Source organism: Flavobacterium cauense R2A-7 (assembly GCF_000498475.1).
In the GTDB taxonomy this organism is placed as follows: domain Bacteria; phylum Bacteroidota; class Bacteroidia; order Flavobacteriales; family Flavobacteriaceae; genus Flavobacterium; species Flavobacterium cauense.
This window is the reverse complement of record NZ_AVBI01000012.1, coordinates 308,999-335,041: the sequence shown is the minus strand read 5'-3', so window position 1 is coordinate 335,041 and position 26,043 is coordinate 308,999. Positions and strand designations below refer to the sequence as shown.

Annotated in this window: 24 protein-coding genes; 22 read left to right on the top strand and 2 right to left on the bottom strand. The window is 37.0% G+C overall.

Annotated features, from left to right (window positions below; all coding sequences use genetic code 11):
• The first annotated feature begins 7 nt into the window (after nucleotides 1-7).
• The 22 genes from FCR2A7T_RS05370 to FCR2A7T_RS05265 all read left to right on the top strand — a co-directional run bounded on the left by FCR2A7T_RS05370 (nucleotide 8) and on the right by FCR2A7T_RS05265 (nucleotide 23,676).
• A complete protein-coding gene (locus tag FCR2A7T_RS05370; RefSeq protein WP_023570271.1) occupies nucleotides 8-1,060 on the top strand; it encodes an acyltransferase family protein in 1,053 nt (350 codons plus the stop codon).
• Nucleotides 1,060-1,944: an FkbM family methyltransferase gene (locus FCR2A7T_RS05365; RefSeq protein ID WP_035117405.1), complete on the top strand. Its 885-nt coding sequence runs from the start codon at nucleotides 1,060-1,062 to the stop codon at nucleotides 1,942-1,944. Before FCR2A7T_RS05370 ends, FCR2A7T_RS05365 begins: the two co-directional genes overlap by 1 nt.
• Nucleotides 1,944-2,936: a glycosyltransferase family 2 protein gene (locus FCR2A7T_RS14970; protein ID WP_023570270.1), complete on the top strand. Its 993-nt coding sequence runs from the start codon at nucleotides 1,944-1,946 to the stop codon at nucleotides 2,934-2,936. The genes FCR2A7T_RS05365 and FCR2A7T_RS14970 overlap by 1 nt, the downstream gene beginning before the upstream one ends.
• A gap of 8 nt (nucleotides 2,937-2,944) precedes the next feature.
• On the top strand, nucleotides 2,945-3,889 hold the full coding sequence (locus FCR2A7T_RS14725) for a glycosyltransferase family 2 protein (protein ID WP_051369510.1): 945 nt from the start codon (nucleotides 2,945-2,947) through the stop codon (nucleotides 3,887-3,889).
• 4 nt (nucleotides 3,890-3,893) lie between these two features.
• A complete protein-coding gene (locus FCR2A7T_RS05350; RefSeq protein ID WP_023570268.1) occupies nucleotides 3,894-5,033 on the top strand; it encodes a glycosyltransferase in 1,140 nt (379 codons plus the stop codon).
• A complete protein-coding gene (locus tag FCR2A7T_RS05345) occupies nucleotides 5,033-6,052 on the top strand; it encodes a glycosyltransferase family 2 protein (RefSeq protein WP_035117404.1) in 1,020 nt (339 codons plus the stop codon). The genes FCR2A7T_RS05350 and FCR2A7T_RS05345 overlap by 1 nt, the downstream gene beginning before the upstream one ends.
• A gap of 52 nt (nucleotides 6,053-6,104) precedes the next feature.
• Nucleotides 6,105-6,701 (top strand): CatB-related O-acetyltransferase, encoded by a 597-nt coding sequence (locus tag FCR2A7T_RS14720; RefSeq protein ID WP_240471512.1) that lies wholly within the window; start codon nucleotides 6,105-6,107, stop codon nucleotides 6,699-6,701.
• Entirely contained in the window at nucleotides 6,694-7,698 is a 1,005-nt protein-coding gene (locus FCR2A7T_RS05335; RefSeq protein ID WP_035117403.1) for an N-acetylneuraminate synthase family protein, read from the top strand. Before FCR2A7T_RS14720 ends, FCR2A7T_RS05335 begins: the two co-directional genes overlap by 8 nt.
• An 82-nt stretch (nucleotides 7,699-7,780) precedes the next feature.
• Nucleotides 7,781-8,938, top strand: a complete 1,158-nt coding sequence (gene neuC / locus FCR2A7T_RS05330) for a UDP-N-acetylglucosamine 2-epimerase (protein WP_023570264.1) — start codon at nucleotides 7,781-7,783, stop codon at nucleotides 8,936-8,938.
• 2 nt (nucleotides 8,939-8,940) lie between these two features.
• Nucleotides 8,941-9,627, top strand: coding sequence for an acylneuraminate cytidylyltransferase family protein (locus tag FCR2A7T_RS05325; protein WP_023570263.1), 687 nt, complete (start codon nucleotides 8,941-8,943; stop codon nucleotides 9,625-9,627).
• A 4-nt stretch (nucleotides 9,628-9,631) separates the two neighbouring features.
• Nucleotides 9,632-11,332 (top strand): asparagine synthase (glutamine-hydrolyzing), encoded by a 1,701-nt coding sequence (gene asnB / locus FCR2A7T_RS05320; RefSeq protein ID WP_023570262.1) that lies wholly within the window; start codon nucleotides 9,632-9,634, stop codon nucleotides 11,330-11,332.
• A 78-nt stretch (nucleotides 11,333-11,410) separates the two neighbouring features.
• Nucleotides 11,411-12,349, top strand: a complete 939-nt coding sequence (locus FCR2A7T_RS05315) for a glycosyltransferase family 2 protein (RefSeq protein ID WP_035117544.1) — start codon at nucleotides 11,411-11,413, stop codon at nucleotides 12,347-12,349.
• Nucleotides 12,333-13,133: an acyltransferase gene (locus FCR2A7T_RS05310; RefSeq protein WP_035117401.1), complete on the top strand. Its 801-nt coding sequence runs from the start codon at nucleotides 12,333-12,335 to the stop codon at nucleotides 13,131-13,133. Before FCR2A7T_RS05315 ends, FCR2A7T_RS05310 begins: the two co-directional genes overlap by 17 nt.
• 1 nt (nucleotide 13,134) lies before the next feature.
• Nucleotides 13,135-14,247, top strand: a complete 1,113-nt coding sequence (gene rffA / locus FCR2A7T_RS05305; RefSeq protein ID WP_035117398.1) for a dTDP-4-amino-4,6-dideoxygalactose transaminase — start codon at nucleotides 13,135-13,137, stop codon at nucleotides 14,245-14,247.
• Nucleotides 14,248-14,322: 75 nt separating this feature from the next.
• Nucleotides 14,323-15,735, top strand: coding sequence for a hypothetical protein (locus FCR2A7T_RS14715; protein ID WP_131473113.1), 1,413 nt, complete (start codon nucleotides 14,323-14,325; stop codon nucleotides 15,733-15,735).
• Between the two features lies 1 nt (nucleotide 15,736).
• Nucleotides 15,737-16,888 (top strand): glycosyltransferase family 4 protein, encoded by a 1,152-nt coding sequence (locus FCR2A7T_RS05295; RefSeq protein ID WP_023570257.1) that lies wholly within the window; start codon nucleotides 15,737-15,739, stop codon nucleotides 16,886-16,888.
• Nucleotides 16,889-16,971: 83 nt separating this feature from the next.
• Nucleotides 16,972-17,526: a serine O-acetyltransferase gene (locus tag FCR2A7T_RS05290; protein WP_023570256.1), complete on the top strand. Its 555-nt coding sequence runs from the start codon at nucleotides 16,972-16,974 to the stop codon at nucleotides 17,524-17,526.
• Entirely contained in the window at nucleotides 17,526-18,680 is a 1,155-nt protein-coding gene (locus FCR2A7T_RS05285; RefSeq protein WP_035117396.1) for a glycosyltransferase family 4 protein, read from the top strand. The genes FCR2A7T_RS05290 and FCR2A7T_RS05285 overlap by 1 nt, the downstream gene beginning before the upstream one ends.
• Before the next feature lie 81 nt (nucleotides 18,681-18,761).
• Complete coding sequence (locus FCR2A7T_RS05280) at nucleotides 18,762-19,874, top strand: glycosyltransferase (RefSeq protein WP_023570254.1); 1,113 nt, start codon at nucleotides 18,762-18,764, stop codon at nucleotides 19,872-19,874.
• A 2-nt stretch (nucleotides 19,875-19,876) separates the two neighbouring features.
• Nucleotides 19,877-21,232, top strand: coding sequence for an O-antigen ligase family protein (locus FCR2A7T_RS05275; RefSeq protein WP_035117537.1), 1,356 nt, complete (start codon nucleotides 19,877-19,879; stop codon nucleotides 21,230-21,232).
• A complete protein-coding gene (locus tag FCR2A7T_RS05270; protein WP_023570253.1) occupies nucleotides 21,192-22,199 on the top strand; it encodes a glycosyltransferase family 4 protein in 1,008 nt (335 codons plus the stop codon). The genes FCR2A7T_RS05275 and FCR2A7T_RS05270 overlap by 41 nt, the downstream gene beginning before the upstream one ends.
• Before the next feature lie 91 nt (nucleotides 22,200-22,290).
• Entirely contained in the window at nucleotides 22,291-23,676 is a 1,386-nt protein-coding gene (locus FCR2A7T_RS05265; RefSeq protein ID WP_035117394.1) for a sugar transferase, read from the top strand.
• A gap of 68 nt (nucleotides 23,677-23,744) precedes the next feature.
• On the opposite strand, the gene FCR2A7T_RS05260 is transcribed toward FCR2A7T_RS05265, so the two are convergent.
• Both FCR2A7T_RS05260 and FCR2A7T_RS05255 read right to left on the bottom strand, forming a co-directional pair.
• Complete coding sequence (locus FCR2A7T_RS05260; protein WP_081709367.1) at nucleotides 23,745-24,881, bottom strand: Lnb N-terminal periplasmic domain-containing protein; 1,137 nt, start codon at nucleotides 24,879-24,881, stop codon at nucleotides 23,745-23,747.
• The gene (locus tag FCR2A7T_RS05255) at nucleotides 24,881-25,951 is read right to left on the bottom strand and encodes a putative type IX sorting system protein PorV2 (RefSeq protein ID WP_023570251.1); all 1,071 of its coding nucleotides are present in this window, start codon (nucleotides 25,949-25,951) and stop codon (nucleotides 24,881-24,883) included. Before FCR2A7T_RS05255 ends, FCR2A7T_RS05260 begins: the two co-directional genes overlap by 1 nt.
• Nucleotides 25,952-26,043: the final 92 nt, after the last annotated feature.

Below are 26,043 nucleotides of genomic sequence, written 5' to 3'. Positions count from 1 at the left end.
ACAGTTCATGTTGCATAATAACAATTTTGATTTTTTAAGGTTAATTTTTGCCTTGTTTGTTATTGTATCGCATTCCTATCCTTTGTCCGGGATTGAAAACTGTGATGCTCTTTGTGAACTTACCAATGGGCAAATGCATTTTTCCTATATAGGAATTAAAGGTTTTTTTATTATCAGCGGGTATCTTATTTTTCAAAGTTTAAATCGTAGTAAAGGAATAGTCGATTACTATTGGAAGCGTGTTTTGAGATTGTTTCCTGCTTTGTTGGTTGTTTTGTTACTTACTATATTATTAGCTCCGTTAGTATACGAGAACAGTACTGTCTCTTATTTCAGTAATGAAACGGTATGGTCGTATTTTTACAATAACCTGTCTTTGTACAGAATGCAGTATGCGATAGACGGGGTTTTTGAAAAGAACCCATACGGCCCTGCCATAAACGGGTCGCTTTGGTCAATTTGTTATGAGTTTACCATGTACATTATCCTCTCAGGGTTGTTTCTTTTTAGAAATAATAAAACGATTGTAAAGGTTTTAGTGGTTACCTTGTTTCTTTCTTTTTTGATGTTGACTGTTTTTTTTGAAGACAAGCTGCATCGCAATCTGTTTTATATGGATGTGTCTTTGTTCGTTAACTTAGGCTTGTTTTTTTTAGGAGGCGTGATTTTGTCTGTTTTTGAATATGAAAAAAATAAAAACAGTACTCTGATTAATACAATATCCCTGTTAATCGTTATAATATCAATCGTAACGGAAAAATATTTTTCAGTTATCCAATTTATATTTATTCCTTTGTTAATAATCGGATTGGGAATTAAATCAACAAAATACATAAATTCGGTGTCAAGCAGTGTCGGAGATTTGTCATATGGTATTTACATTTATGGTTTTCCGGTACAGCAAACGCTAATGTATTTTTTTAAACTTGACTATATTAACCTGATGTTGTATGCATCAATCATTTCGGTTGTATTTGCTTATTTTTCATGGCATCTTGTAGAAAAGAAAGCATTAAAATTTAAGAAAATAAAACCTCAATTATTAAAATTAGAAGTATAATGAAAACAGCCTTATATAAACTGGTATCTCAATTGGGATATAAAATCGAGAACAAAAAGAAGGAGCAGGAAAGAAGAACCAAGGCAGTTTCCGGATACGGTGTTACCAAACAGATTCCTTTGCTTGTTAAGTCATTTGTGTTTGTTCAGAATATTGCACGAAAATACCAGGATTTGCAAATTACCGATTATAAAGATGGTGTACTGATGACTTTTAACGGGTTGAAAATATACGTGGAAAGTTACGAAGAATTGTTTATTCTAAACGAAGTGTTTGTTCAGAATGACTACAATTTTTTAACCAATGAAAAAGTTGTGGTTGTCGATATCGGAGCCAATATAGGAACTTCCTGTCTGTTCTTTTCTAAAATGGAGAATGTTCAAAAAATATATGCTTTTGAACCTGTTCCGGATACTTTTATGCAAGCAACTTTGAACTTGGAGCTTAACAAGGAAATCAGCAAAGTGGCGCAGCTTAATAATTTTGGTTTGGGAAAAAACAATCGCGACGAAGTATTTTTGTTTGACAGAAATGTAAAGGGGAATACGGGTGTTCGTGGTGCCATGAGTACCAGTTTTAAATCGGAAAATGTTGTTGAAACCAACGTGGTAATAAAAAATGCCGCCGACCAGATTAATGCCGTAATTGCCGATAATCCAGATTGTAAAACAGTTGTAAAAATGGATTGTGAAGGAGGAGAATATGAAATTTTTGAAAGCCTTTCCGAGTCCGGAGTAATTGCAAAGATTGATTATTTAATGATGGAATGGCATGATAAAGGAGCTGAGGTGCTGGAAGAGGTTTTGCGTAAAAACGGATTTATCTGTTTTTCACAAAGACTGGAGTTTAATTCCGGAATGATTTATGCTGTAAAATTAAAGTAATGAATTTGCCTTTGGTTTCCATAATTATCCCTGTTTTTAATAGGGCAACCATACTTAAAGATACTTTAGATTCTATTGTAAATCAAACTTACGCTAATTGGGAGTGTTTGATTGTTGACGATGGCTCTACGGATGAAACAAAAACGGTTATTCAGAAGTATGCCCAAAACGATTCAAGAATTATTGAGTTAGATCGGCCTCAAGAAAAAAATAAAGGCGCCAATGCCTGTAGGAATTACGGACTTTCCGCAGCTAAAGGGGATTACATTATTTTTTTTGACAGCGATGATATTATGGCTCCTACATGCTTGGAAAGAAGAGTTCAAGCTTTTACAGTTCATCAGGATAAAGATATGCTGATTTTTTCGATGGGAGTGTTCAAAGAAGATTTGAAATTTGAAATTTACCCTTTTCGCAAAGTCGTTAATCTAAGTGTTGCAGCTACTTTGGAAGAATTCGTTTTGAGTGATACCTTACCATGGAATGTTTGCCGGCCGATTTTTAAAAGTAAACTCATTAAGGATAAAATTGGATTTAATGAAAAAATCCAGAATTTTCAGGATGAAGAGTTTAATATTAGAGTTTTGGGCAAGTTAAAACCTGAATATTTATCAATTGACGAAACGGATACCTATTACCGTTTTGACCAAGTAAGTCAAAATAAATATAAAACACTAAAAGGAACACAAGATATAGTTGATTGTTTTTATGAATTTTACGCAACTGTTTTTTCAGTATTTAATGAAGATCAAAAGAAGAGTCAACATAAAAAATTAAAACTGAAATTTTTCAACCATATTCGGTTTTATGCGATTCCGGGAATCAATAGGACAGTGGTGTTTCAAACGATACAATTGTTTAAAAAAGAATTGGGTTTTACCCTTAAAGAAAAGACAATTATTGATTTGATGTTATTGCTGAATAAATATTATTATCAGAAAAGAGGCTATCATTTTGTTTCGACAAAATTGAAAGAAATGATGCTAAAATAAACCTTGTTATGGTACAGCCGTTACTCTCAATTATAATTCCGACATTTAACAGAGCCCATCTGATAAGGGAAACGTTAGACAGCATTCTGCTACAGAGCTATCAAAATTGGGAATGTTTGATTGTTGATGACGGCTCAACAGATCATACTAGCGGTGTAGTTCAGGAATACAGCAAAAAAGACAGTCGTTTTCAATATCATCAGCGCCCTGTTAATAGTGTTAAAGGACCAAATTCTTGTAGAAATTACGGCTTTGAATTGTGTAAAGGAGATTACGTTAATTGGTTTGATAGTGACGACCTTTATCATCCATTCGCTTTGGAAAATTATACAAAAGCAATTCAGGAAGATACAGATGTTGTGATTGCTCCATTAGAAGTTGTTGATTTTGAAACTAAAAAAAAGATCAAAGAAAACACGATTCTCTCTAACAATATCATTGAAGATTATTATGTTGGTAAAATTGCATACTACGTTTGTGGACCATTGTGGAAAAGAAGCTTTCTTACACAACAAAAACAATTGTTTGATCCCGCAATACGCAATTTAGACGATTGGGATTTTAATTTAAGAATGCTTTACGCAAAACCCAAGGTCCTGTATATTGACAAGCCATTAATTAAGTATCGTTTTCATACCACTTCGCTGTCACAGGAATTGGCAAAACTTAATTTCAGCGAAATACAGTCTGAATTTACTGCCAGAGAAAAACATATATTGTTACTGTCTCAAAACAAAATGGCTAACCTAAAGGTTCTTAAAAAGTTTATTAAAAACCGATATCTCTTTTTTTTCAGAGAAGCTTTGATGCAAAATCATCCAAAGAAATTTTATTTTCTGAAGAAATTACTTCGTTGTGAATTCTTTTTATTTGATATTTACGGTATGTTGAAAACGGTAACCGGATATATGATTTTTTCCCTTTTTAAAAAGGGGTATGCACTTTTAAAATAAGCTCATGAAAATACTTTTTATTTCCATGCCTTCCGTGCATGTTATTCGATGGATTGAAAATCTGAAAGATACTTCTTTGGAGTTGTTTTGGTTTGATGTTTTGGGTAAAGGGAAATTAGAAACCCTTTCTTCTGTAACGCAATTTACAGATTGGAAAAAAAGAAAAGTAGCTTATGTGAAAGGAGAGCATTTTTTGAAAAAAAAGATGCCATCCTTGTATGATTCGATTCAGTCTGTATTGGAAGTAACTGCAAATGAAGCGCTTGATAAAATCATTCGGGAAGTCCAACCGGATGTTATTCATAGTTTCGAAATGCAAAGCTGCAGTTATCCCATCCTTAAAACCATGAATGCCTTCCCGGATATTAAATGGGTTTATTCCTGCTGGGGAAATGATTTGTATTATTATCAGCATTTAAAATACCATCAACCCAAAATTCAGGCCGTGTTACAACGTGTAAACTTTTTGCATACGGATTGTTTACGGGATTTTGAGCTTGCCAAAAACTTAGGATTCACAGGGAAGCACATTGGGGTAATTCCGGGAGGGACAGGATATAAACTTTCAGAATTACAGCATTTTAAAAAACCGGTTTCCGAACGAAAAATAATATTGGTAAAAGGATACCAGCATTTGTTTGGTCGCGGTCTGGTTGTTGTTAAAGCATTACATGCAATGCTTAAAGCAATCAAGGATTATGAAGTGGTTGTTTTTGGGGCGCACCAAAGCGTAATCGACTATATTTCTGTTAACAATTTATCTTTTAAAGCATACAGCCGACACGGGTTATCACACCAAGAACTTTTGGAACTCATGGGGCAGTCTTTGATTTACATTGGAAACAATATCTCAGACGGAATGCCAAATACGCTTTTGGAGGCAGTGGTTATGGGGGCCTTTCCGATACAGTCCAATCCCGGAGGTGTTACTGCAGAAATAATTCGTCATGGGGAAAATGGTTTTCTGATTTCAGAACCTGAAAGTATAAATGAAATAAAAGGATTGATAAAACAAGCTCTCGAAATTCCCGATAGGTTTGTCGAAATTTCCAAAATAAATGATGCAATAGCAACGCAACGCTTGGATTATTATGTTAATCAGCAAAAAGTGATAGCTTTATACCAAAATATAAATAGTTTATAATGCGAATAGGTTTCAATCCTTTGAAAGATAAAGAACTGCCTCCAAATGATTTTTTTCATCAGGTTATTGTTCCTGTTTATATACCCAATCAGGAGGGGTATTTTAAAGATAGTTTTACCATTTTTAAGTATTGTTTAGCCTCTCTTTTTAAAACCTGTCATTCTAAAACGTATTTTACTGTAGTCAATAACGGTTGTTGTCAAGAAGTCATCGATTATTTAAACGATTTGCACAATCAAGGTGAAATTCATGAACTGATTCATACTACTGCAATAGGTAAGCTCAATGCGGTTTTGAAAGGGCTGTCGGGACAAAATTTTCAGATAGTTACCATAACGGATGCCGATGTATTGTTTTTAAATGATTGGCAAAAAAGGACTTATGCCGTTTTTGAAGCATTTCCAAAAGCTGGAGCGGTATGTCCAACACCGTCTTCTAAAACAATACGGCAAAATACTTCAAACGTGCTGATTGAAAATTTGTTTTCGAAAGAAATGAAATTTACACCGGTTATAAACCAAAAGGCTTTGCAGGCTTTTGCAATCAGTATTGGAAATCCGGATTTTTATAATAAGTATCAATTGGATAATTATCTGACGGTTGCAAACGGCACAGTAAAGGCAGTTGTTGGAGCAGGACATTTTGTAACCAGTTATAAGGGAACAGTTTTTAATACGCTCAAAGAAAGGTATTCTAATTTCAGTTTGGGTGGAAACAGTGAAATCGAATTGTTGGATAAACCCGTTTCCGAAAAAGGATTTTGGCGACTCTCCACAGAGGATAATTATGCCTATCACATGGGAAACACTTTAGAGTCATGGATGGAGGAAGCATTTGAGAATTGTAAAATCCTCACGGAAGAGGGAGCTTTTCCACTAAAATTGGCCAAAGTAAAAACGAATTCATTACTGATTTGGGTTCAACAGCTATTTTTTGCTAAAGTTCTTGTGAGAAAGCCAATATGGAAATGGTTTCTGCATTTTAAAGGTTTGTCAAAAGAAGCGGCATCAGGTTATTAACTATGATTAAATTGAGATGAGAAATTTTATAAAAAAAATTTTATATTATTTTTTGAATACACCGGAAAATAAGAATGGAGTGCTTTTGTCCGGATTTTCAAGAGGTTTACAAAATGTAGCGTTTGAAGGAAAAAATGCTGTACCCGATTCATGCAATTTTTCAGGAAAAATTAAAATTGGGTATGCTACAACTTTAGGGTATAATAACTTCTTTCACGGTAATATTGTTGTTGGGAAATATTGCCAAATCGGGGCAAATGTCGCAATACATACCACCAATCATCCAACGGCATATCTTTCAACGTACATTAATAAAAATCTTTTTAACGGCGAACTTAAAGAACATAAAGAAACCAAAAAAGTAACTGTTGGAAACGATGTTTGGATAGGACATAACGTAATTATTGTTGGAAACGTGACTGTTGGAGATGGTGCGGTTTTAGCAGCGGGTAGTGTGGTTACCAAAGATGTGGAGCCTTATACCATAGTAGCGGGTGTGCCGGCAAAACCAATGCGAAAACGATTTTCGGCTACCATTATTCAGGAAATTGAAGCCCTGCAATGGTGGGATTTGCCGGAATCGGAATTGGAAAAAATAAAACCACTTTTTTTTAAAGATTTTACCAATAAAGAAAGCATTTATGAATAAACCTTATTTAATTGCCGAAATTGGTCAGGCTCACGAAGGGAGCTTAGGGATTTTACATTCGTATATTGATGCTGTGGCAGCAACCGGAGTGCAGGCCATTAAGTTTCAGATGCATATTGCCGAAGCAGAAAGCAGTATTCACGAGCCTTTTCGGGTGAAATTTTCTTATGAGGACGCCACGCGTTTTGAGTACTGGGAACGAATGGGTTTCACACAGGAACAATGGAAAGGAATAAAAACACATTGTGATGAAGCCGGATTGGATTTTATCTGTTCGCCTTTCAGTAATCTGGCGGTGGATTGGTTGGAAGACATTGGTGTGAAATACTATAAAATCGGGTCAGGGGAAGTCAACAATTGGTTGTTGTTGGATAAAATAGCCCAAACCGGAAAACCGCTTATCCTGTCGTCCGGAATGAGCAGTTATGCAGAATTGGACAAAACCATTGCTTTTTTAAATGAACGAAATGTCTCTTTTTCCATTCTGCAATGCACCACTTCCTATCCAACACAACCGGAGCAATACGGTTTAAATGTAATCAAAGAATTAAAAGAACGTTATGGTGTTACCGTTGGTTTTTCCGATCATTCTTCAAAAACGTCAACCAATATAGCAGCAGTTGCTTTAGGGGCTGAAATCCTTGAATTTCATGTGGTTTTTGATAAACGGATGTTCGGACCCGACACAAAATCCTCATTAACCATTGATGAAGTGTCCGATATGGTGGTTTCGGTTAATGAAATATATGCAGCATTGCAACATCCGATTGATAAAAATCACAATGAACAATTTCTTACTTTAAAATCCATATTCGAAAAATCTTTAGCGGTCAATAAGGATTTACCGAAAGGGCATTTGCTTACTTTTGATGACCTGGAAGCTAAAAAACCTAAAGGTTACGGCATCGATGCCCAGAAATTTCAGGAACTTATTGGGAAACCCCTGAAAAAAGACCTTAAGCAATGGGATTTTTTAAATGAAGCGGATTTAGCCTAGAAGATTATAACTCTGAAGTGTCAAATAACATTTTTGTCATTCCCTTTTTTTCGCTATTTTTAGCACTTGAAATAAAGAAAAAATGCCGAAAAGAAAAATAGCTGTAGTGATTACTGCCCGACCTTCTTACAGTAGAGTAAAGACGGTTTTAACCTCTATTCAGAAACACCCTGAACTGGAACTTCAACTGATAATAGCGGCTTCGGCTCTGCTTGATCGTTATGGTTCTGCGGTAAACTACATCGAAAAAGACGGTTTTGAAATTGCAGCACGTGTTTTTAATGTTTTGGAAGGTGAAAATCTAACGGCTGCTGCCAAAACTACCGGAATAGGAATTTTGGAATTGTCTACGGTTTTCGATAATTTAAAACCGGACATTGTAGTTACCGTTGCCGATCGTTTTGAAACCATGGCTACTGCTATTGCTGCGTCTTATATGAATATTCCTTTGGCACACATACAAGGCGGTGAAGTGACCGGGAATATTGATGAAAAAGTACGTCATTCCATCACTAAATTAGCCGATTATCATTTTGTGGCTTCTGAAGGTGCTAAAGAAAGAGTTATAAAGCTGGGAGAAGATCCGGCTATGGTTTTTAATACCGGATGTCCTTCTATCGATTTGGCGAAAGAAATAAAAAGCAGTACAAAACTGCCTTTTAACCCGTATGAAAAATACGGAGGGGTTGGAGCACAACCCGATTTAAGCAAGGGATATTTAGTCGTAATGCAGCATCCCGTGACTACCGAGTATAAAGATTCCCGAAAACATATTGAAGCGACCCTTGAGGCGGTTTATAAATTAAACAAACCGACGTTATGGTTTTGGCCTAATGTGGATGCCGGTGCCGATGGTACATCAACCGGAATAAGAGCTTTCAGGGAACAGCACCAGTTGCCTCAGGTTCATTTTTTCAAAAATATGGAAGGAAAAGATTTTCTGGAATTATTAAAACACAGTGATTGTCTTATCGGAAATTCAAGTGTTGGTATCCGTGAATGCGCCTATTTAGGTGTACCTGTGGTTAATATCGGATCCAGACAAAATAAACGCGATCGCGGAAATAATGTTATTGATGTGGATTATTGTCAGGATGCCATAGAAAATGCCATTTTACAATCCTCAGAAAAAGGAGTTGCCCTGTCATCCTCGTTATACGGAAACGGAAATGCCGGCGAAGAGATTGCCTCTTTGTTAACCACACTTCCGCTTCAGTTTCATAAAACAATAATGTATTAGCGATGAGGATTTTGGCTGTTATCCCTGCTCGGGGAGGTTCCAAAGGGGTTCCCGGAAAAAACATAAAAATTTTAGGGGATAAACCTTTAATTGCGTATTCCATTGAGAGTGCTAAAAAAAGCAGACTCCTTTCTGAAATAATGGTAACTACCGATGATGAAGCTATTGCGGGCGTTGCTTTGCAATGGGGCGCTAATATCCCTTTTATACGACCAAAAGAATTAGCGGAAGACACTACACCAACATTGGCGGTAATTCAGCATGCACTCGAGTTTTACGAAAGCCGGGGTGATTTTTTTGATGCGGTTTGTTTGTTACAGCCTACCAGTCCGTTTCGCGAAGACGGATTTATCGATGCTGCCATAGCCAAGTTTATCGAATCAAACGCCGACTCTTTAGTAAGTGTGTTACCGGTTCCTCATGAATACAATCCGCACTGGACTTTTGAAACCAATGAAAGCGGGTTTTTAAAAATTGCTACCGGTGATGAAAAACTGATTTCCAGACGACAGGATTTGCCTAAAGCCTATCATAGGGATGGTGCTGTTTATATAATGAAGACCGATATTGTTAAACAAGATTCGTTATATGGGAAGCAGCTGACTTATATCGAAAGTAATCCCGAAAATTACGTAAATATAGACACACTGCAGGATTGGGAAAAAGCTACTTTACTTATAAAAAAATAATGGTATGTGCGGAATAGCCGGTATAATTGGTGGTAAGGCAACAAAAGAGATTTTATATAAAATGTTGGCTGCTCAAAAGCACAGAGGTCCTGACTATACAGGGGAAGCATTAGCAGAAAATAAATTTGCCTTGGGACACAACCGATTGAGTATAATCGACTTGAGTGCTGCTGCCAATCAGCCTTTTGAGAGTGACTGCAAACGGTATTTGATTGTTTTTAACGGTGAAATTTATAATTACCGGGAACTAAAATCGGAACTGAAATCTAACTATAATTTTCGAACATCTTCTGATACCGAAGTCCTTTTAAATGCTTATAAGGAATGGGGAAGTGAATGTATGGCCCGATTTAATGGTATGTTTTCTTTCGCGATTTGGGACAAGCAGGAGGAAAAACTTTTTGCGGCCCGCGACCGATTCGGCGTTAAACCTTTTTATTATTCGATGCAGCAGGATTCACTTTTTTTTGCCTCTGAAATCAATGCTTTTTTTGCTTCCGGCATAAAAAAAGAACCCAGAAAAACACTATGGGCCTCATTTTTAACCCAAGGACATTACGGAACCCCCACTGAAACATTTTGGAACGATGTCCAACAATTGCAGCCCGGCTATTATCTGGAATTTAAAAAGGGAAAAATTAATTTCAGTAAATGGTATGACTTTGTAGAAAATATAAATGAGTTGCTTCCGGTTTCCAAAGAAAATGAAGAGGACTATATTACCGAATTATTACTCGATGCCATAAGATTGCGTTTTAGAGCTGATGTTCCGGTAGGATTTAATGTAAGTGGCGGTCTTGATTCCAGTATATTGTTAGCACTTATTGATCACGAGTTTAAAGCAGATAGTAAAAGTATTGAAACCTTTACATTTTATACCGGTGATGATCGTTATGATGAGCTTTTTTGGGTGGAGCAAATGCTAAAAGGAAAAGAGTATCCGTTCAACAAATGCCTGCTGACCCCAAATGAAATTCCAGAGAAAGCAACGGCAATGGCTCATTTACAAGCAGAACCTTTCGGAGGTATTCCAACGTTAGCTTACAGTGAGGTTTTTAAAACAGCAAGAGCGAAAGGCGTGAAAGTGCTCTTGGACGGGCAGGGTTCTGATGAAGCCTGGGCCGGTTATGATTATTATGTTAAGAATAATGGGGCTGTGATTCAAGGGGTTTCGCAATCGCCTTTTAAAACGAACGTGCTGCAACAGGATTTTTTGAAATTATCGGATAAGATTGTTTACGAGAAGCCTTTTTCAGATCAATTACTGAATTTGCAATACCGGGACTTGTTTTTTACCAAAATTCCGAGGGCGTTGCGTTTTAATGATCGGGTTTCCATGATGCACGGCACTGAATTGCGTGAACCGTTTTTGGATTACCGTTTGGTGGAATATGTTTTCAGTCGTCCAGCCGACTTTAAAATTAAAAATGGGCAACAAAAATGGCTGTTGCGAAAAATAGCCAATAAGTATTTGAATAAGGAAGTAGCCCTGGCTCCAAAACGTCCGTTGCAAACCCCGCAACGCGAATGGCTTGCAAATGAATTACAAGCTTGGGTAAGATCTGTTGTCGGAACTTTGGAAAATCAGGAATGGTTTGATAAAAAAGAACTCCGAAATGAATTGGAAAGCTATTTTAAAGGAAATCAGGAAAGTAGTTTTCATATTTGGCAATGGGTAAATTTAGGATTGCTATTGAACGAATAACAGTTTTTGACTTTCGAGTCGTTAATAGATGAATACAGTTTTGAATTTTTAAAAAACAGCAGCAAATTAGTATTAAACATGGATAAGAATCCGGTTATTTCTTTTGTAAGTCCGGTTTATAGAGCCGAAAAAATTCTCGACAAATTAGTGGAAGAGATTCATCTGGTTATGTTGGAAATCAATGCCACTTTCGAGATTGTTTTGGTTGACGACAGGAGTCCGGACAACAGTTGGGAAGTAATGCAACGGATTTCCGGTAAATTTCCAGAGGTTAAAAGTATACGATTGAGCCGTAATTTCGGTCAGCATCCTGCTATTATGGCTGGGCTAAGTCATGCAAAAGGGGAATGGGTGGTTGTAATGGATTGCGATTTGCAGGATCAGCCCAAAGAAGCACTTAAACTGTATCGAAAAGCTCAGGAGGGGTTTGATGTGGTTTTAGCCAACCGGAAAAACAGAAAGGATGGCTTTTTTAAGAAATTATCTTCCAAACTGTTTTCGGTTCTTTACAGCTATTTAACCGATACAAAGTTTGACTCCTCAGCGGCTAACTTTGGAATTTACAACCAAAAAGTTATTCGGGAAGTATTGCAAATGAATGATGCTATCAAATCCTTTCCACTGTTTGTAAATTGGGTAGGGTTTAAAAGTACAATTGTCGAAGTGGAACATTCCGAACGGTATTCGGGGGCATCAACTTATACACTTTCCAAATTATTGAGCTTGGCTTTTAATACTATTCTGTCCTTTTCCAACAAACCGCTGAAACTTTTCGTGAAATTCGGATTGTTAATGTCGCTTATTGCCGTTTTGTTGGGCTTTTATACTCTTTATAAATACAGTGTTGGCGAAATAAAAGTAATGGGTTATAGCTCACTGATTGTGTCCATTTGGTTTTTATCCGGAACGATAATAACAGTTGTGGGTGTGGTGGGGATTTATGTTGGAAAGATTTTTGATCAGTCCAAAAACAGACCTTCTTATATAATTGATACCGTTTATGATAACAAAATATAACAATATTCAGGCTGAAGAAATTATCGTTGGAATCAATACGGTAATAGAACCTACGGCAAGTATTCGTGGAATCAACGGGAAAGCCAAGCGTATTGTTATTGGTGATAACTGTTATATAGGACATAATGTACAGATTATTTGTGATGCTTTTTCATTGGGTGATTATTCCAAGATTCAGCATAATGTGAATGTTCATGGTTATCAGCCTTGCAGGATTGGGCACAATGCCTGGATTGGACAGTTTACAATCATTGATTCAATCGGAGGGACTGCTATTGGGAATAATTGCGGTATTGGCGCCCATTCCCAATTGTGGAGTCATATTAAGTTTGGTGATACTCTGGAAGGATGTCGTTTTTTGGATGAAAAACCACTTCTCGTAGGCAATGATGTCTGGTTCGTAGGACATTGCATCGTTTCACCTATAACAGCAGCCGACAAATCCATGGCTATGGTCGGGTCGGTTATTACTAAAGACATGCGGTATAATGAAATTTATGCTGGTTCTCCTGCAGTTTCGGTTTCAGATAAAATGGGATTTCAGTTTAAAGAGGTAGCTGTGGGAGAAAAATTTGCCAAAATGCAGGAGTATCTGAATACGTATCACGGCAAAAAAAACAATTTGAAAATTGTAACAGATGCTTCCGAAATTGATTTCGGAAAACATGAAATTACCTATTTTGACGTTTCCGACCGGACCTATACTAAACGAGGCACGGAAGATGAAATTCAATTCATGAAGTTTTTATTGCCTGAAAAGGCTAAATTTACTCCGATAGTATAATATGCAAATCCCGTTCAATAAACCGTATCTCACAGGTAAAGAGACACACTATATAGAATCGGCAGTGAAAGCGTGGCAGCTATCCGGAAACGGCATGTTTACCCAAAAATGTCATGCTTTTTTTGAACAACACTATGGTTTTAAAAAAGTGCTGCTGACGACTTCCTGTACCGATGCTTTGGAAATGTGTGCCATACTGGCTAACATTCAGCCTGGCGATGAGGTAATTGTACCGAGTTATACTTTTGTTTCTACAGCAATTGCTTTTGTGCGTCAAGGCGCTACCATAGTTTTTGCAGATTCGGAATCAAATACACCGAATATCGATGTATCGAAATTGGAAGCGTTAATTACGCCTAAAACCAAAGCCATTGTTCCGGTTCATTATGCCGGTGTGGCCTGTGATATGGATCCGATTATGGCTTTAGCCGATAAATACAATCTTATTGTGATTGAAGATGCGGCTCAGGCCATTGATTCCTGTTACAAAGGAAAACCCTTGGGTTCTATCGGGCACATGGCCGCTTTTTCGTTTCATGAAACCAAGAACATTATTTCCGGCGAAGGTGGTATGCTCGTTATTAATGATGAAAAATACACAAACCGGGCTGAAATTATATGGGAGAAAGGTGCAAATAGAGCTGCTTTTTTCAGAGGAGAAGTGGCTAAATATACTTGGGTGGATACGGGTTCTTCTTTTTTACCCTCTGAAATTATAGCCGCTTTTTTATGGGCACAGATAGAAAATCTGAATAAAATTCAGGAAAAACGGTTGACGCTTTGGCAATCGTATTACGCTGGTTTAAAAGACTGGGCAGAAGCAAACGGTGTTCATTTTCCCCTGGTTCCCGATTATGCTACCAATAATGCACATATGTTTTACCTCATTTGTAATTCTGAAGCACAACGCTCCCAACTTATTAATCATTTGAAAGGCAATGGTATTTTGGCGATTTTTCATTATCAGAGTTTGCATTCCAGTCCGTATTATTTTGAAAGACATGACGCTAGAGAGTTGCCCAATAGTGATAGTTACAGCAACAAATTGGTAAGACTTCCCATGTATTATGAATTGGATGTGGAAAAGGTGATTGCAAAGATCAAACAGTTTTAAATTAAAGTCCGACTTGAAAAATCAGATTGAAATTTGATTTTGAAACAATTCAGTATTGCCGAAAAAAAGCGATATTTGGCAACTGAATTATATAAAGTTCCGAAATATCCAATGTCAAAAAATAAAATCATATTGTTGTTTCCCGATGGTGTCGGAATCCGAAACTATCTGTATTCTGATGTTTTCAGAACTTCAAATGAAGAACTAATATTATTTCATAATTTTGATGATGAAACGGAAACGGAAATAAAAGAACTTACCAAAGTTTCATCTGCAATTAAAATTCCTAAATATAATGAAGGTGTTAAGGAGAAATTTATACGGGAATTAATCTGCATTTCCCGTTTGCAGTACAATAGTTCGTTAACGGATAATAAAACCATTCTTTCTAATTGGAAATCAAACCATAAGGGCAGTTTTAAAAATATTTTTTACAAGGCAATAACAATTTCGGCTTCATTATTTAAGAAATATGAAAATATCCTGAAACTGGAAACCGCTTATCAGAAAGCTATCAGGAAAAATTCATTTTATACTGAAGTAAAGAAAGTGCTTGAGGAAGTTAAACCGGATAAGTTATTTTGCTCCCATCAGCGAGGTTTGCAATGCGCTACGATTTTTGCTGCCGCACAAGATTTAGGTATTGAAACGACTACTGTGATTTATTCTTGGGATAATTTACCTAAGGCAAGAATGGCGTTGCGTGCAGACAATTATTTGGTTTGGTCCGAATACATGAAAGCGGAAATGAAAATGTATTATCCTGAAATTCATCAATCAAAGATTTTTGTTGCTGGGACGCCACAATTTGAATGTTATGCAAACCCTGAAAACATTATCCCGAAAAAAGAGTTTTATGACAGGTATAATTTGGATTTGAACAAGAAAATTATCTGTTATTCCGGAGATGATGTTTTGACTTCTCCAGACGATCCTCAATATTTAGAAGATATTGCAGTGGAAATTATAAAAGAAGGGCTGGATGCGGAATATCAGATTTTGTTGCGCCGTTGCCCAGTGGATTTGTCGGGAAGATTCGATTCCGTAATACAGAAATACAACAATCTTATTAAAGAAGCTCCGCCGGTCTGGTTGTTTAAAAAGTCAACGGATTGGAGTATGGTTTATCCTTCAAAAGAAGATATTCCGTTGCTGGTAAGTACCGCTTATTATTCGGATTTGGTCATTAATATAGGTTCAACCATGGCTTTTGATTTTGCTATGTTTGGAAAGTCTTGTGTTTTTATAAATTATGATCAAAAAAACAAAAATGTCGAAAATTGGTCGGTTGATACAATCTATCAATTTCAACATTTCAGAAGTATGCCTGCCAAAGAAGCGGTACTATGGTTGAACAGTAGCGACGAGATAACTCAGAAAATAGTTCAGAAAAGCAATATGGATGATATGGCACAATGGAAGTCAGTTGTTATTGCTGATCATAAAAATGCATCATCAAACATTAAAGCGATTTTAAAAATACAGTAACATGCACATTTGTTTCATAACATCCGAATTTCCAAAAACAGGTTTTCCTCATGGAGGTGTAGGTACATTTGTGGCAACATTGGGAAAATCATTAGCAGAAAACGGGGTTAAAGTAAGTGTTATAGGTTTAAATTATATTTCCAAAGAAGAGAAAGAAGTCGTAAATGGTATAACGGTTTATCGATTAGCTCCTAAGAAAATTAAAGGATTGCAATGGCTGCTTAATTCCAGAGCAATTTCTGAAAAAATTGAAGCAGTACATAAAGAAAATCCTATTGATTTTGTAGAAACTTCAGAATTAGGGATGGCTTTTTTATCTAAGATAAAAGGGATAAAGTATGTCATAAGAATGCATGGAGGCCATCATTATTTTGCAAAAGCGGAAAACAGGCCTGTGGAATTCTGGAAAGCATTTCAGGAAAAACGTTCTTTCAAAAAGGCGGATCATATAATTGCAGTGTCAAAATTTGTTGGTGAAACTACACGTGAATTACTTGGTTTAGGAGAAAAACCCATTGAAGTAATTTTTAATCCTATCGATACAAACAAGTTTTTTGATGCGACAAATGTGAAAACAGTACCCAACACGATATTGTTTGCCGGTAGCATTGTGGAAAAAAAAGGAATCAGACAATTGGTTGAATCAATTGAATATTTGATTGATGATTTTCCGGATATTCATTTGTTGATTGCCGGAAGAGGTGGGAATTTGCCGGGAACTAAAATTCCGTATTTGCCTGAGTTGGAAAAAAAAATCACCCCAAAAATAAGACCGCATATCACGTTTTTAGGAGTAGTGCCCAATGATGAAATGCCAAAAACTATTGCCACGGCACATGTTTGTTGTTATCCAAGCCATATGGAAGCAATGCCTGTAGCATGGTTGGAAGTTTTGGCAATGGGGAAAAATTTTGTGGGAAGTATTGCCGGTCCTGGTCCTGAGGCTGTGCTCGATAATGTAACCGGAGTTTTGGCTAATCCTTTTTCACCTGAAGATATCGCCAAAAAAATAAAATGGGTTCTGGAGCATGAGGATGAATCTAAAGTGATGCGGGAAAATGCTCGAAAAGATGTCAGTAAAAGATTTAGTATTGATGTTATTGTAAATCAGAATATTATTTTTTTTAAAGCATTACTGGATAAAAAAAGATAACTTTAGCAGCAAATAATAGGAGTAATGAAGGTTGTGGAAGCAATTGCAAATAGTTGTGAAGCAAAGAAATAACGACAGTTAAAATGATAGTTTCAGCATTAATAGCTTCGGATTATAGAAAATATAAAAAATATGGTGGAAATTTTATTTCTATTCTGTTTTTTACTCAGGGATTTTGGGCAATTTTTCAATATAGAATTTCAAATGCTATATATAGAAGGATAAAAATTCCAATATTCCGTCATTTTTTACTTTTTATTTGTCTTATATGGCAAAAATTCACAGAAATTATTACAGGAATTTCTATACCTTATTCAGTATCAATAGGGCATTCGTTTTATATAGGTCATTTTGGAGGTATTATTCTTAATGCCAATACGGTTTTAGGCAATAATTGTAATATTTCTCAAAATGTAACTATAGGTGTTTCAGGATTAGGAGAAAAAAGAGGTGTCCCCATCATCGGGAATAATGTCTATATCGGAGCTAATTCAGTTGTTGCAGGGAAAATAGTTATTGCAGATAATGTGCTTATTGGCGCCTGTTCGTTAGTTACAACAGATGCGAAAAACCACGATGTACTGTTAGGGGTTCCTGCGGTAGTAATTTCCAATAAAGGTTCGGAGGGCTATATTTAATGAAGTTGTTAATTGTATCCGCAGCACCTTTAATCCCCAAAAAAAAAGAGTGGAAAGCTTATGGTCCTTATGTAAAGGAAATGGAATTTTGGGCTAAATATGCAGATGAAATTCAGTTTTGTTGTCCGGTTTGGGAATCCGACCGGGGCTTATTGGTTACCACGATTCCTTTTGAAACAGTGTCGCCCGTTGTACTGAAAGAGTTTGATGTGCAATCTGCAGCTAAGGCTTTTAAAAGTATTTTTGCAGTTCTTGTTAATTTGGTTTACATAGCCAAAGCCATGAAAACTGCGGATCATATTCATTTGCGTTGTCCGGGTAACATTGGACTGTTGGGCTGTTTGGTTCAGATACTGTTTCCGAATACACCCAAAACAGCCAAATATGCCGGAAACTGGGATCCGAAGGCCAAACAGCCTCTAAGTTACCGTATTCAAAAATGGATTTTGTCTAATACTTTTTTGACCCGAAACATGCAGGTTTTGGTCTATGGAGAGTGGCAGGGAAGTACAAAAAATATTAAACCTTTCTTTACGGCATCATACAAGGAAAGTGATAAAGAGGATGTTCCTTTGCGGAAGATTCTTCGACAGACTCAAGATGGCAGTGAGCCTCAGGAAGATATTCGTTTTTTGTTTGTGGGAACCTTGTCTGAAGGGAAACGTCCTTTGTATGCCATTCAATTGGTGGAAGAGTTAAGGAATAAAGGGTATAGTGTTCGAATGGATCTATATGGAGAAGGAAAAGAAAGAGCACAGTTGTTATCATATATTCAGGAAAAGGGATTGCAGAAAATTGTTGTTTTACACGGCAATCAAAGTGCTGAAACAGTTCAGCATGCATACCGTGACAGTCATTTTTTATTGTTGCCTTCTAAAAGTGAGGGTTGGCCTAAAGTGGTAGCGGAAGCCATGTTTTGGGGTTGTGTTCCAGTTGCCAGTGCTGTTTCCTGTGTACCAACAATGTTGGATAACGGTACTCGTGGTGTTGTGTTGACAATGGTTTTTGATGAAGATTTTAATCAACTTAAAAAAGTTATAGATGATGCTGGAAAGTATCAGATTTTAGCTGAAAAAGGTATGCTGTGGTCGCGTCACTATACTTTGGATTATTTTGAATCAGAAATAAGAGGCCTTTTGGAGAGGCCTTCTTGAAAATTATACAGTGTGTCTTTCTGCAAGTACAAAAGCACACAAAAGTTCTTCGACAAAGCGGAGTGGTATCGGGACAGAATGATGAAAACAAATAAAATTATTAAAAAAATAAAATATAACAGTAAAGTGCGTATTCTTCAATTAATAGACAGCTTGGAAGCAGGAGGAGCTGAACGTATGGCGGTAAATTATGCCAATACATTGGTTTCACGTGTTGAAGTTTCTGCGTTGGCGGTATCGCGAAAAGAAGGCGCCCTCAAGGATGAGCTTAGTGACGAGGTTCCTTATTTGTTTTTAAATCGGAAAAAATTACTGGATTTAAGCGCTTTGTGGCGCCTTAGAACGTTTATATTTCATAATCGTATTGAATGGGTTCATGCACACGGGACATCCTTTTTTATGGCAGTTTTACTCAAGTTGGTTTATCCGAAACTGAAAATTGTATGGCACGATCATAATGGCAACAGGGTTAAAATGAGAACGAATGATAATAGAATGCTTATTGCGAGTTCATTCTTTTTTAATCGTGTACTTGTCGTTAATGAAGAATTAAAGATTTGGGCAGAACAACATTTAAAATGTAAAAAAGTGGCGTATTTGCCAAATTTTACTGTAATAAATGAAAAGGAACAAAAAAATACCGTTTTAAATGGAACTTCAGGAAAACGGATTGTTTGTTTGGCTAATCTTCGTCATCCCAAAAATCATTTGACTTTGTTGACGGCATTTCATATTTCCCGTCTGGCAGAAACCGGGTGGTCGTTACATTTGATCGGAAAAGACAATTCGGATGCTTATTCGGAAGAATTAAAGAATTATATCAGGACAAATAATTTGTCTGAAAGCGTTTTTGTATATGGAGGGTGTAATGATGTTTTCCATGTTCTTCAGCAGACAACTATAGGAGTATTAGCCTCCACTTATGAAGGCTTTCCGGTAACATTATTGGAATACGGGCTTTCCGGATTGGCTGTTATTTCCTCAAATGTGGGATATTGTTCTGAAATTATCAATGACACTGAAAGCGGAATGCTTTTCAATCCAATGAATAAGACAGAATTAAGCGAAAAATTAGTAGTTTTGGCAAAGAATGATGACCTGATAAGCGAATTTGGATCATCATTGAAAAAAACTGTTGAAAATCGATTTTCGGAACAGGCAGTGATTACGGATTATTTGCATTTTATTAATTGATTTTGGAAAAAGGAAAATTATCATATACTTCACTGATATTCATTCATGTTGCCATTGGATTGGTTGTTTATTTCCTTCCTTTTCTCTCCAAAATATACAGTTTCCTGATATTGATTGTGGGGTTGTTGTATGTAATGAAAACCAAAAATAAAAATAATGAGGTTTTATTCGTTGCCGCCTACATGGTTGGTAGTGAGGTTTTTTTGCGCATGACTCATGGGAATTCTTTTCACGAGTTAACCAAGTATTCTGTTATTTTCTTTGCTGTTTTGGGGATGATTTACAGCGGTATCTCAAAAGGAGGCATTCCGTTTTGGATATATTTGATTTTTTTATTGCCCGGGGTTTTAGTAGCCACAGAAACACTTAATTATACAACAGATATGCGTAAAGCAGTCATGTTTAATTTGTCAGGGCCTCTTTGTCTTGGGTTTACTGCTATTTATTGTCATCGACGCCGATTTACTTTGGAAGAACTTAATAACTTGTTGTTAACGATCCTGCTTCCGATTATTTCTACGTTAACCTATATTTTTCTGTACACTCCCAGTGTTAAAGACGTAGTTACCAATACTGCATCCAATCACGAAACTTCTGGCGGATTTGGCCCAAATCAGGTAGCAACCATATTAGGATTGGGAGTCTTTATTTTGTTTACCCGAATTGTGCTGCGGTCTAAAAGTAATTGGTTGCTTTGGTTGAACGTTGTTCTTTGTGTATTGATGACTTTTCGCGGAATTGTGACTTTTTCAAGGGGTGGTATGATGACTGCCGGTTTTATGATTCTTCTCTTTCTTAGTGTTTTATTCTTTTATATGAATGCAAAAAGTCGTTTTAAGATATTGCAAACACTAGGTTTCGGATTGTTATTGCTTTCAGGGGTTTGGTTGTACAGTGCCTCGGAAACCAGCGGGTTAATCGAACGACGATATGCCAATGAAGGGGTACACGGAAATAAAAAAGAAAGTCAGTTGTCCGGAAGGGAGGATTTGATTTCTTCCGAGCTAAAAATGTTTCTCGATAATCCTGTTTTTGGTATTGGAGTAGGAAAGAACAAAGAATTTCGTGAGGAAACAACAGGAATTCAAGCGGCTTCACACAATGAAATTACCCGTATGCTTGCTGAACACGGTAGTTTTGGATTAATTGGTTTTCTCATTTTGTTACTGGTTCCGTTTGTGTTGTATCTGGATAATAAGATGCATGTTTATATGTTATCTTTTTATTTTTTCTGGTTGCTGACCCTTAATCACGCCGCGATGCGAACGGCCGCACCAGCCTTCATTTACGCCTTAACTCTTTTAAAAATTTACGCACTTGAAAAACCTGTTGTACATAGGGAACAAACTGTCGGGTAAAGGTTTAAATACCACAATAATAGAAACGTTAAGCGCGCAATTTACCAAAGAAGGCTATCGTGTGGTTGCTGTTTCTGGTTTTAAAAATCCTGTTTTGCGGATGTTGGATATGCTGTTGGCGGTAATCCGATATCGAAAAAGTGATTTTGTTCTGATTGATACTTACAGCACTTCTGGGTTTTGGTTTGCGTTTAGCGTAAGTCAGCTTTGCCGTTTATTTGGAAAGAAATACATTCCGATTTTGCACGGCGGGAACTTGCCCAACCGATTGCAAAACAATCCTAAACTTTGTACCATGGTATTTGGGAATGCTTATAAAAATGTTGCTCCTTCTCATTATTTGTTGGAGGCTTTTAAAAAGGCAGGGTTTTCAAATCTTGTATTTATTCCGAATACTTTGGAAATCGGACAGTATCCTTTTTTGGAAAGAACCGAATTACAGCCGAAATTACTTTGGGTAAGAGCTTTTGATGCTATTTACAATCCCAAGATGGCTATTGATGTGCTGAGCCTGCTTCAAAAAAAGTTTCCGGAAGCACAGCTTTGTATGGTAGGGCCCGATAGGGATGGCAGCATGGAAAGTTGCAAAGACTATGCTTTGGAAAAGAATGTAGCGGTTCATTTTACAGGACGGCTTCCTAAAACAGAATGGATTGCCTTAGCAGCAGCATACGATATCTTTATCAATACCACTCATTTTGATAATACCCCGGTTAGTGTCATGGAAGCGATGGCTTTAGGACTTCCGGTCGTTACCACTAATGTTGGAGGAATTCCATTTTTATTGAAGAATAATCAGGAGGCTATGTTGGTTGCTGATAATGATTTTGTTGGTATGGTGGATGCGATTGTGTCGTTGATTGAAAATCCTCAGACGGCTAAGGAAATGGCCCGTAAGGCCCGAATTAAAGCAGAAAGTTGGGATTGGAATGTTGTGAAAGACCAATGGAAGAACTTGCTGTCTTAATTTTTAAGGTTTTTCTATTATTTTGTTATTTCATCTTTGGTTGTGTTTTTTTCTCTAATAATTCGTTATTTTGCATCATATCGATTTGAGAATGACGAACAGGAAAAAAATACATTTTGAAATTTCGGAGCGTAAGATACTTCTCCGTCTTTTTGACGTGATGCTGGTGTTGCTGGCACTTTATTTTCTGAGCAGCTGTTTCCAGTTTGATTATTTCAGGTTTTCCATTCACAATTACTATTGGGCATTTGTTTTGGCTTTTTACCTGCTTTTGTTCGGTACCGTATTTGAAATGTACAATCTTCAGGTGGCCGGAAATCAGTTCCAGATTATCAAAAGTATCATACTGACCGCTACCACAACGGTTTCTGTTTACCTTCTAACACCCGTTTTAACCCCATCGCTACCCAAAAACAGGTTGCAGATTTTGTTTTTTTATGCCACTATTTTGGGCGTTCTTTTTCTTTGGCGCATGGTGTATCAGAAGTTTTTGGCTTCTGATCGTTTTTATAAAAATGTACTTTTTTTAGCAGATGATAAAACAGTTGACAGTCTGGTGGATGAACTGGAAAAAGCCGATCCCAATTATAAGGTAATTGGATATTTTAGTACGAAGGAATCGCTTAAAAAGAAGGTGAAACTGCAAAAAATTACGCTGGAAACGTTTGAGGATTTTATAAAAAAACATTCTATTTCGGAAATTGTAATCGCCAATAAATCGACTGATGAGTTTCCGGTTGAAGTATACGATAAATTGCTGTTTTTTTTGGAAAAAGGTGTTGTCATTCGTGAGTATTCGCAAGTGTATGAAATGAGTACCTACCGTCTTCCGGTGCAATTTTCGGAAAAAGATTTTTATAAATATTTTCCTTTCAGCAGAAGCAATCAGAATAAGCTGTACCTGTATGCCATTCGCCTTTTCGATATTATTGTTTCTTTGATTGGCTTATTGATTGGTGCTTTATTGCTGCCGTTTCTTTTTATAGCGAATCTGTTGGGGAATAGAGGGCCGTTACTTTACACTCAGGAAAGAGTAGGGAAAAACGGTATTCCTTTCAAAATTTACAAATTCCGATCGATGGTAACCAATGCCGAAGCCAATGGTGCTGTTTTTGCCGCGGCGAACGACAGCCGAGTTACACCTTTTGGTAAATTCCTGAGAAAAACCCGTATCGATGAATTTCCGCAGTTTATCAATATTCTTAAAGGGGATATGGCGGTAATCGGACCAAGACCGGAACGCCCCATTTTTGTAAATCAAATTGCCGAAATCATGCCGTTCTACCAAACACGACATGTAATTAAACCGGGACTTACCGGTTGGGCACAGGTAAAACACTCGTATGGCGAAACCATCGACGACAGCCTGATAAAACTACAATACGACTTGTATTACATCAAAAACCGCAGTTTGTTTCTCGATGTGAATATTGTGGTGAAAACACTCAGCACGGTGTTGTTCTTCAGAGGGCAGTAATCAGAAAGCAGATAGCAGGAAGCAGAAGTATGTGATTACTCCTTCGTCGGAATAACTGTAATTAAACGTTACTTCTGAAGTGTTTCTTTTCGTACTTTACAAAGTGCTGTAAGCGATGTAATTGCAAATGGTACCATCATTATCAAATGAGCTTTGTTGAGCATGTAAACCAAATAAATTGCAATCAATCCTAGGTTTAACAGTACGATTCGGTTGGTCCAAACCGCATTTTTTTTCCAAACAAAGAAAACCAATAGTAAGTAGAGCGGACTCAAAACCAAAACATTATAGTTCCACAATACTTCTTCATGCAGGGAATACAGTCCGACCAATGAAAAGAAAAGGCCTAATAAACCAATAATTGTTAGGTATATAATCGCTGCAGATTTCTTTTTGTAAGCAAGAAAAGCGATAAGAAGCATCGCAAACGCAAAAGTGTAAAAATTATTCCAAAGCGATTTATTTGCTTTAATGTCTTGTCTTTTGAATACGGTTACGGTAGCGTCTGATAATGGTTTTCCGTTTATTTTGGTTTGTTCAATGCCTTGTAATAATTCTATCGGAAGGAACAATTGGTCGGATTGACGGTCGGTTTTAGCGCCGAAAATCAAATTGATTCCCAGATTTTCATAAAATTTATCCGTTTGGTAATCGTATAAAATCTGACGGTAGTTTTTCTGTGTGTCGGGAACTTTCGTAGAAATGGGCTCTGTTAAAACCTTATTGATCACATCGCGAACCATCGTGGTACAGTTTCGGTCAATGAATTTGTAAGTGTAAAAACGTTTTTCAGAGGCTAGTACTTCATTCAGTTCGCTAAAAATCTTTTGTTTTTGTTCGCGCGAAAGGTTTAGTTTTTGTTCGAAAATATCCCTGTTGTCATACACATAACTGTAATTGAATTCTTCGAAACTGCTTGTGGTTACAAAATATTCCAAATCGCCTTTAACGAATTTCCCGTAAAAATTAGGCGTGCTAAAGTCGAAAGCACCATAATTGTAAACAACATCTATCTGGTTTATCGGGTCGTTAATGCGCAAAGCGGTATGGCCGTATAACGAATACAATTCTTCTCCCGTACCACAGGTTAGTAAACTGATTTCGGCTTTGTCGGATAAAAATGGAGTCTGTCCAAACGCGGATATAAAACTGAAAATCAGTAAAAAGAACGAAAATGATTTTTTGAAAAGTAGTGATGGTGTCATTATCTGAAAATACCTAAGTCGACTTTTAAAGAGAAAATATTAGAGTATAAAGCGGCACTCTGGTCGCCGATGTCAGTTAAAGCATAATCTACCTGAATGCCTTTGTATTTAAATCCGACACCAATATTAGGCTGGAAACTTAAGCTTTTGGAATTGTCGATTTCTGTAATGTTTTGAAAGTTACCCACACCCGCACGAAGAAACACCAAATCAATGTAACCGGCTTCAAATCCAACGGCAGGGTCGATACTTACGATATCTGTTGAGAAAATATCGTTGGTTCGGGTAAACTGCATGTTTAAATTGGCGGCGGCCACAAGACTGTAATCGTAACGGATGATAAATTTCTTTGACATTCCCAATTGTGCTTTGGGTAAGGTTATTTCCGAGGTTTCCGGTGGTTCCTGATTTTCCCCTGGAACGGCATTTTTTATTTTCTGAAATTCTTCGTCGTCGATAGCCCAGACATTGTAAGTGGTCGTAATATCACGAAGCATCAGTCCGAATTTCCATTCGTCACGGGTTTCATACTGTAATCCCAAATCAAAACCAAAACCCCAGGAGCTTGCAAATTTTCCGATAACGCGACGGATGATTTTTGCATTCACACCATAATTGAATCCCTGAACCGGTAATGCTCTGGCATAGGAAAAGGTTAAGCCGTAATCGGCTGCGGAAAACAGGCTGACTCTGTTGTAATCAATATTGCCTTCGTTGTCAATAAGTTGTGTGGTGTTTAAGATGTCATCAACCCCAAATCGGATTAACGATACTCCAAAAGCACTGCGGTCGTCTATTGGCATTGCGAAAGCGGCATAATCGTATTGTGCGATATTGGCAAAATAACTGGCATGCATTAAAGCGATTTGTTTGTCTTCCAGTTTTAAAAGTCCTGCCGGATTCCAGTAGCCCGAATTTACATCTGCGGTATGAGATGTTACGGCATTAGACATTCCTAAAGCGGCTGCATCCACACCAATACTCATAAATTCATTGGAGTATTTTCTAACAATCTGACTGTTAGTTGCGATGCAGGTTAAAAGGAGTAGTACTAAGTAGGTTTTTTTCAAAGCCGTTTTTTTTACAAATATACATCAGTATCCGTTACACAATGCTGACTAAACGAATGCCAGATAGGGTTTTACGTTATACCTTTGACAAA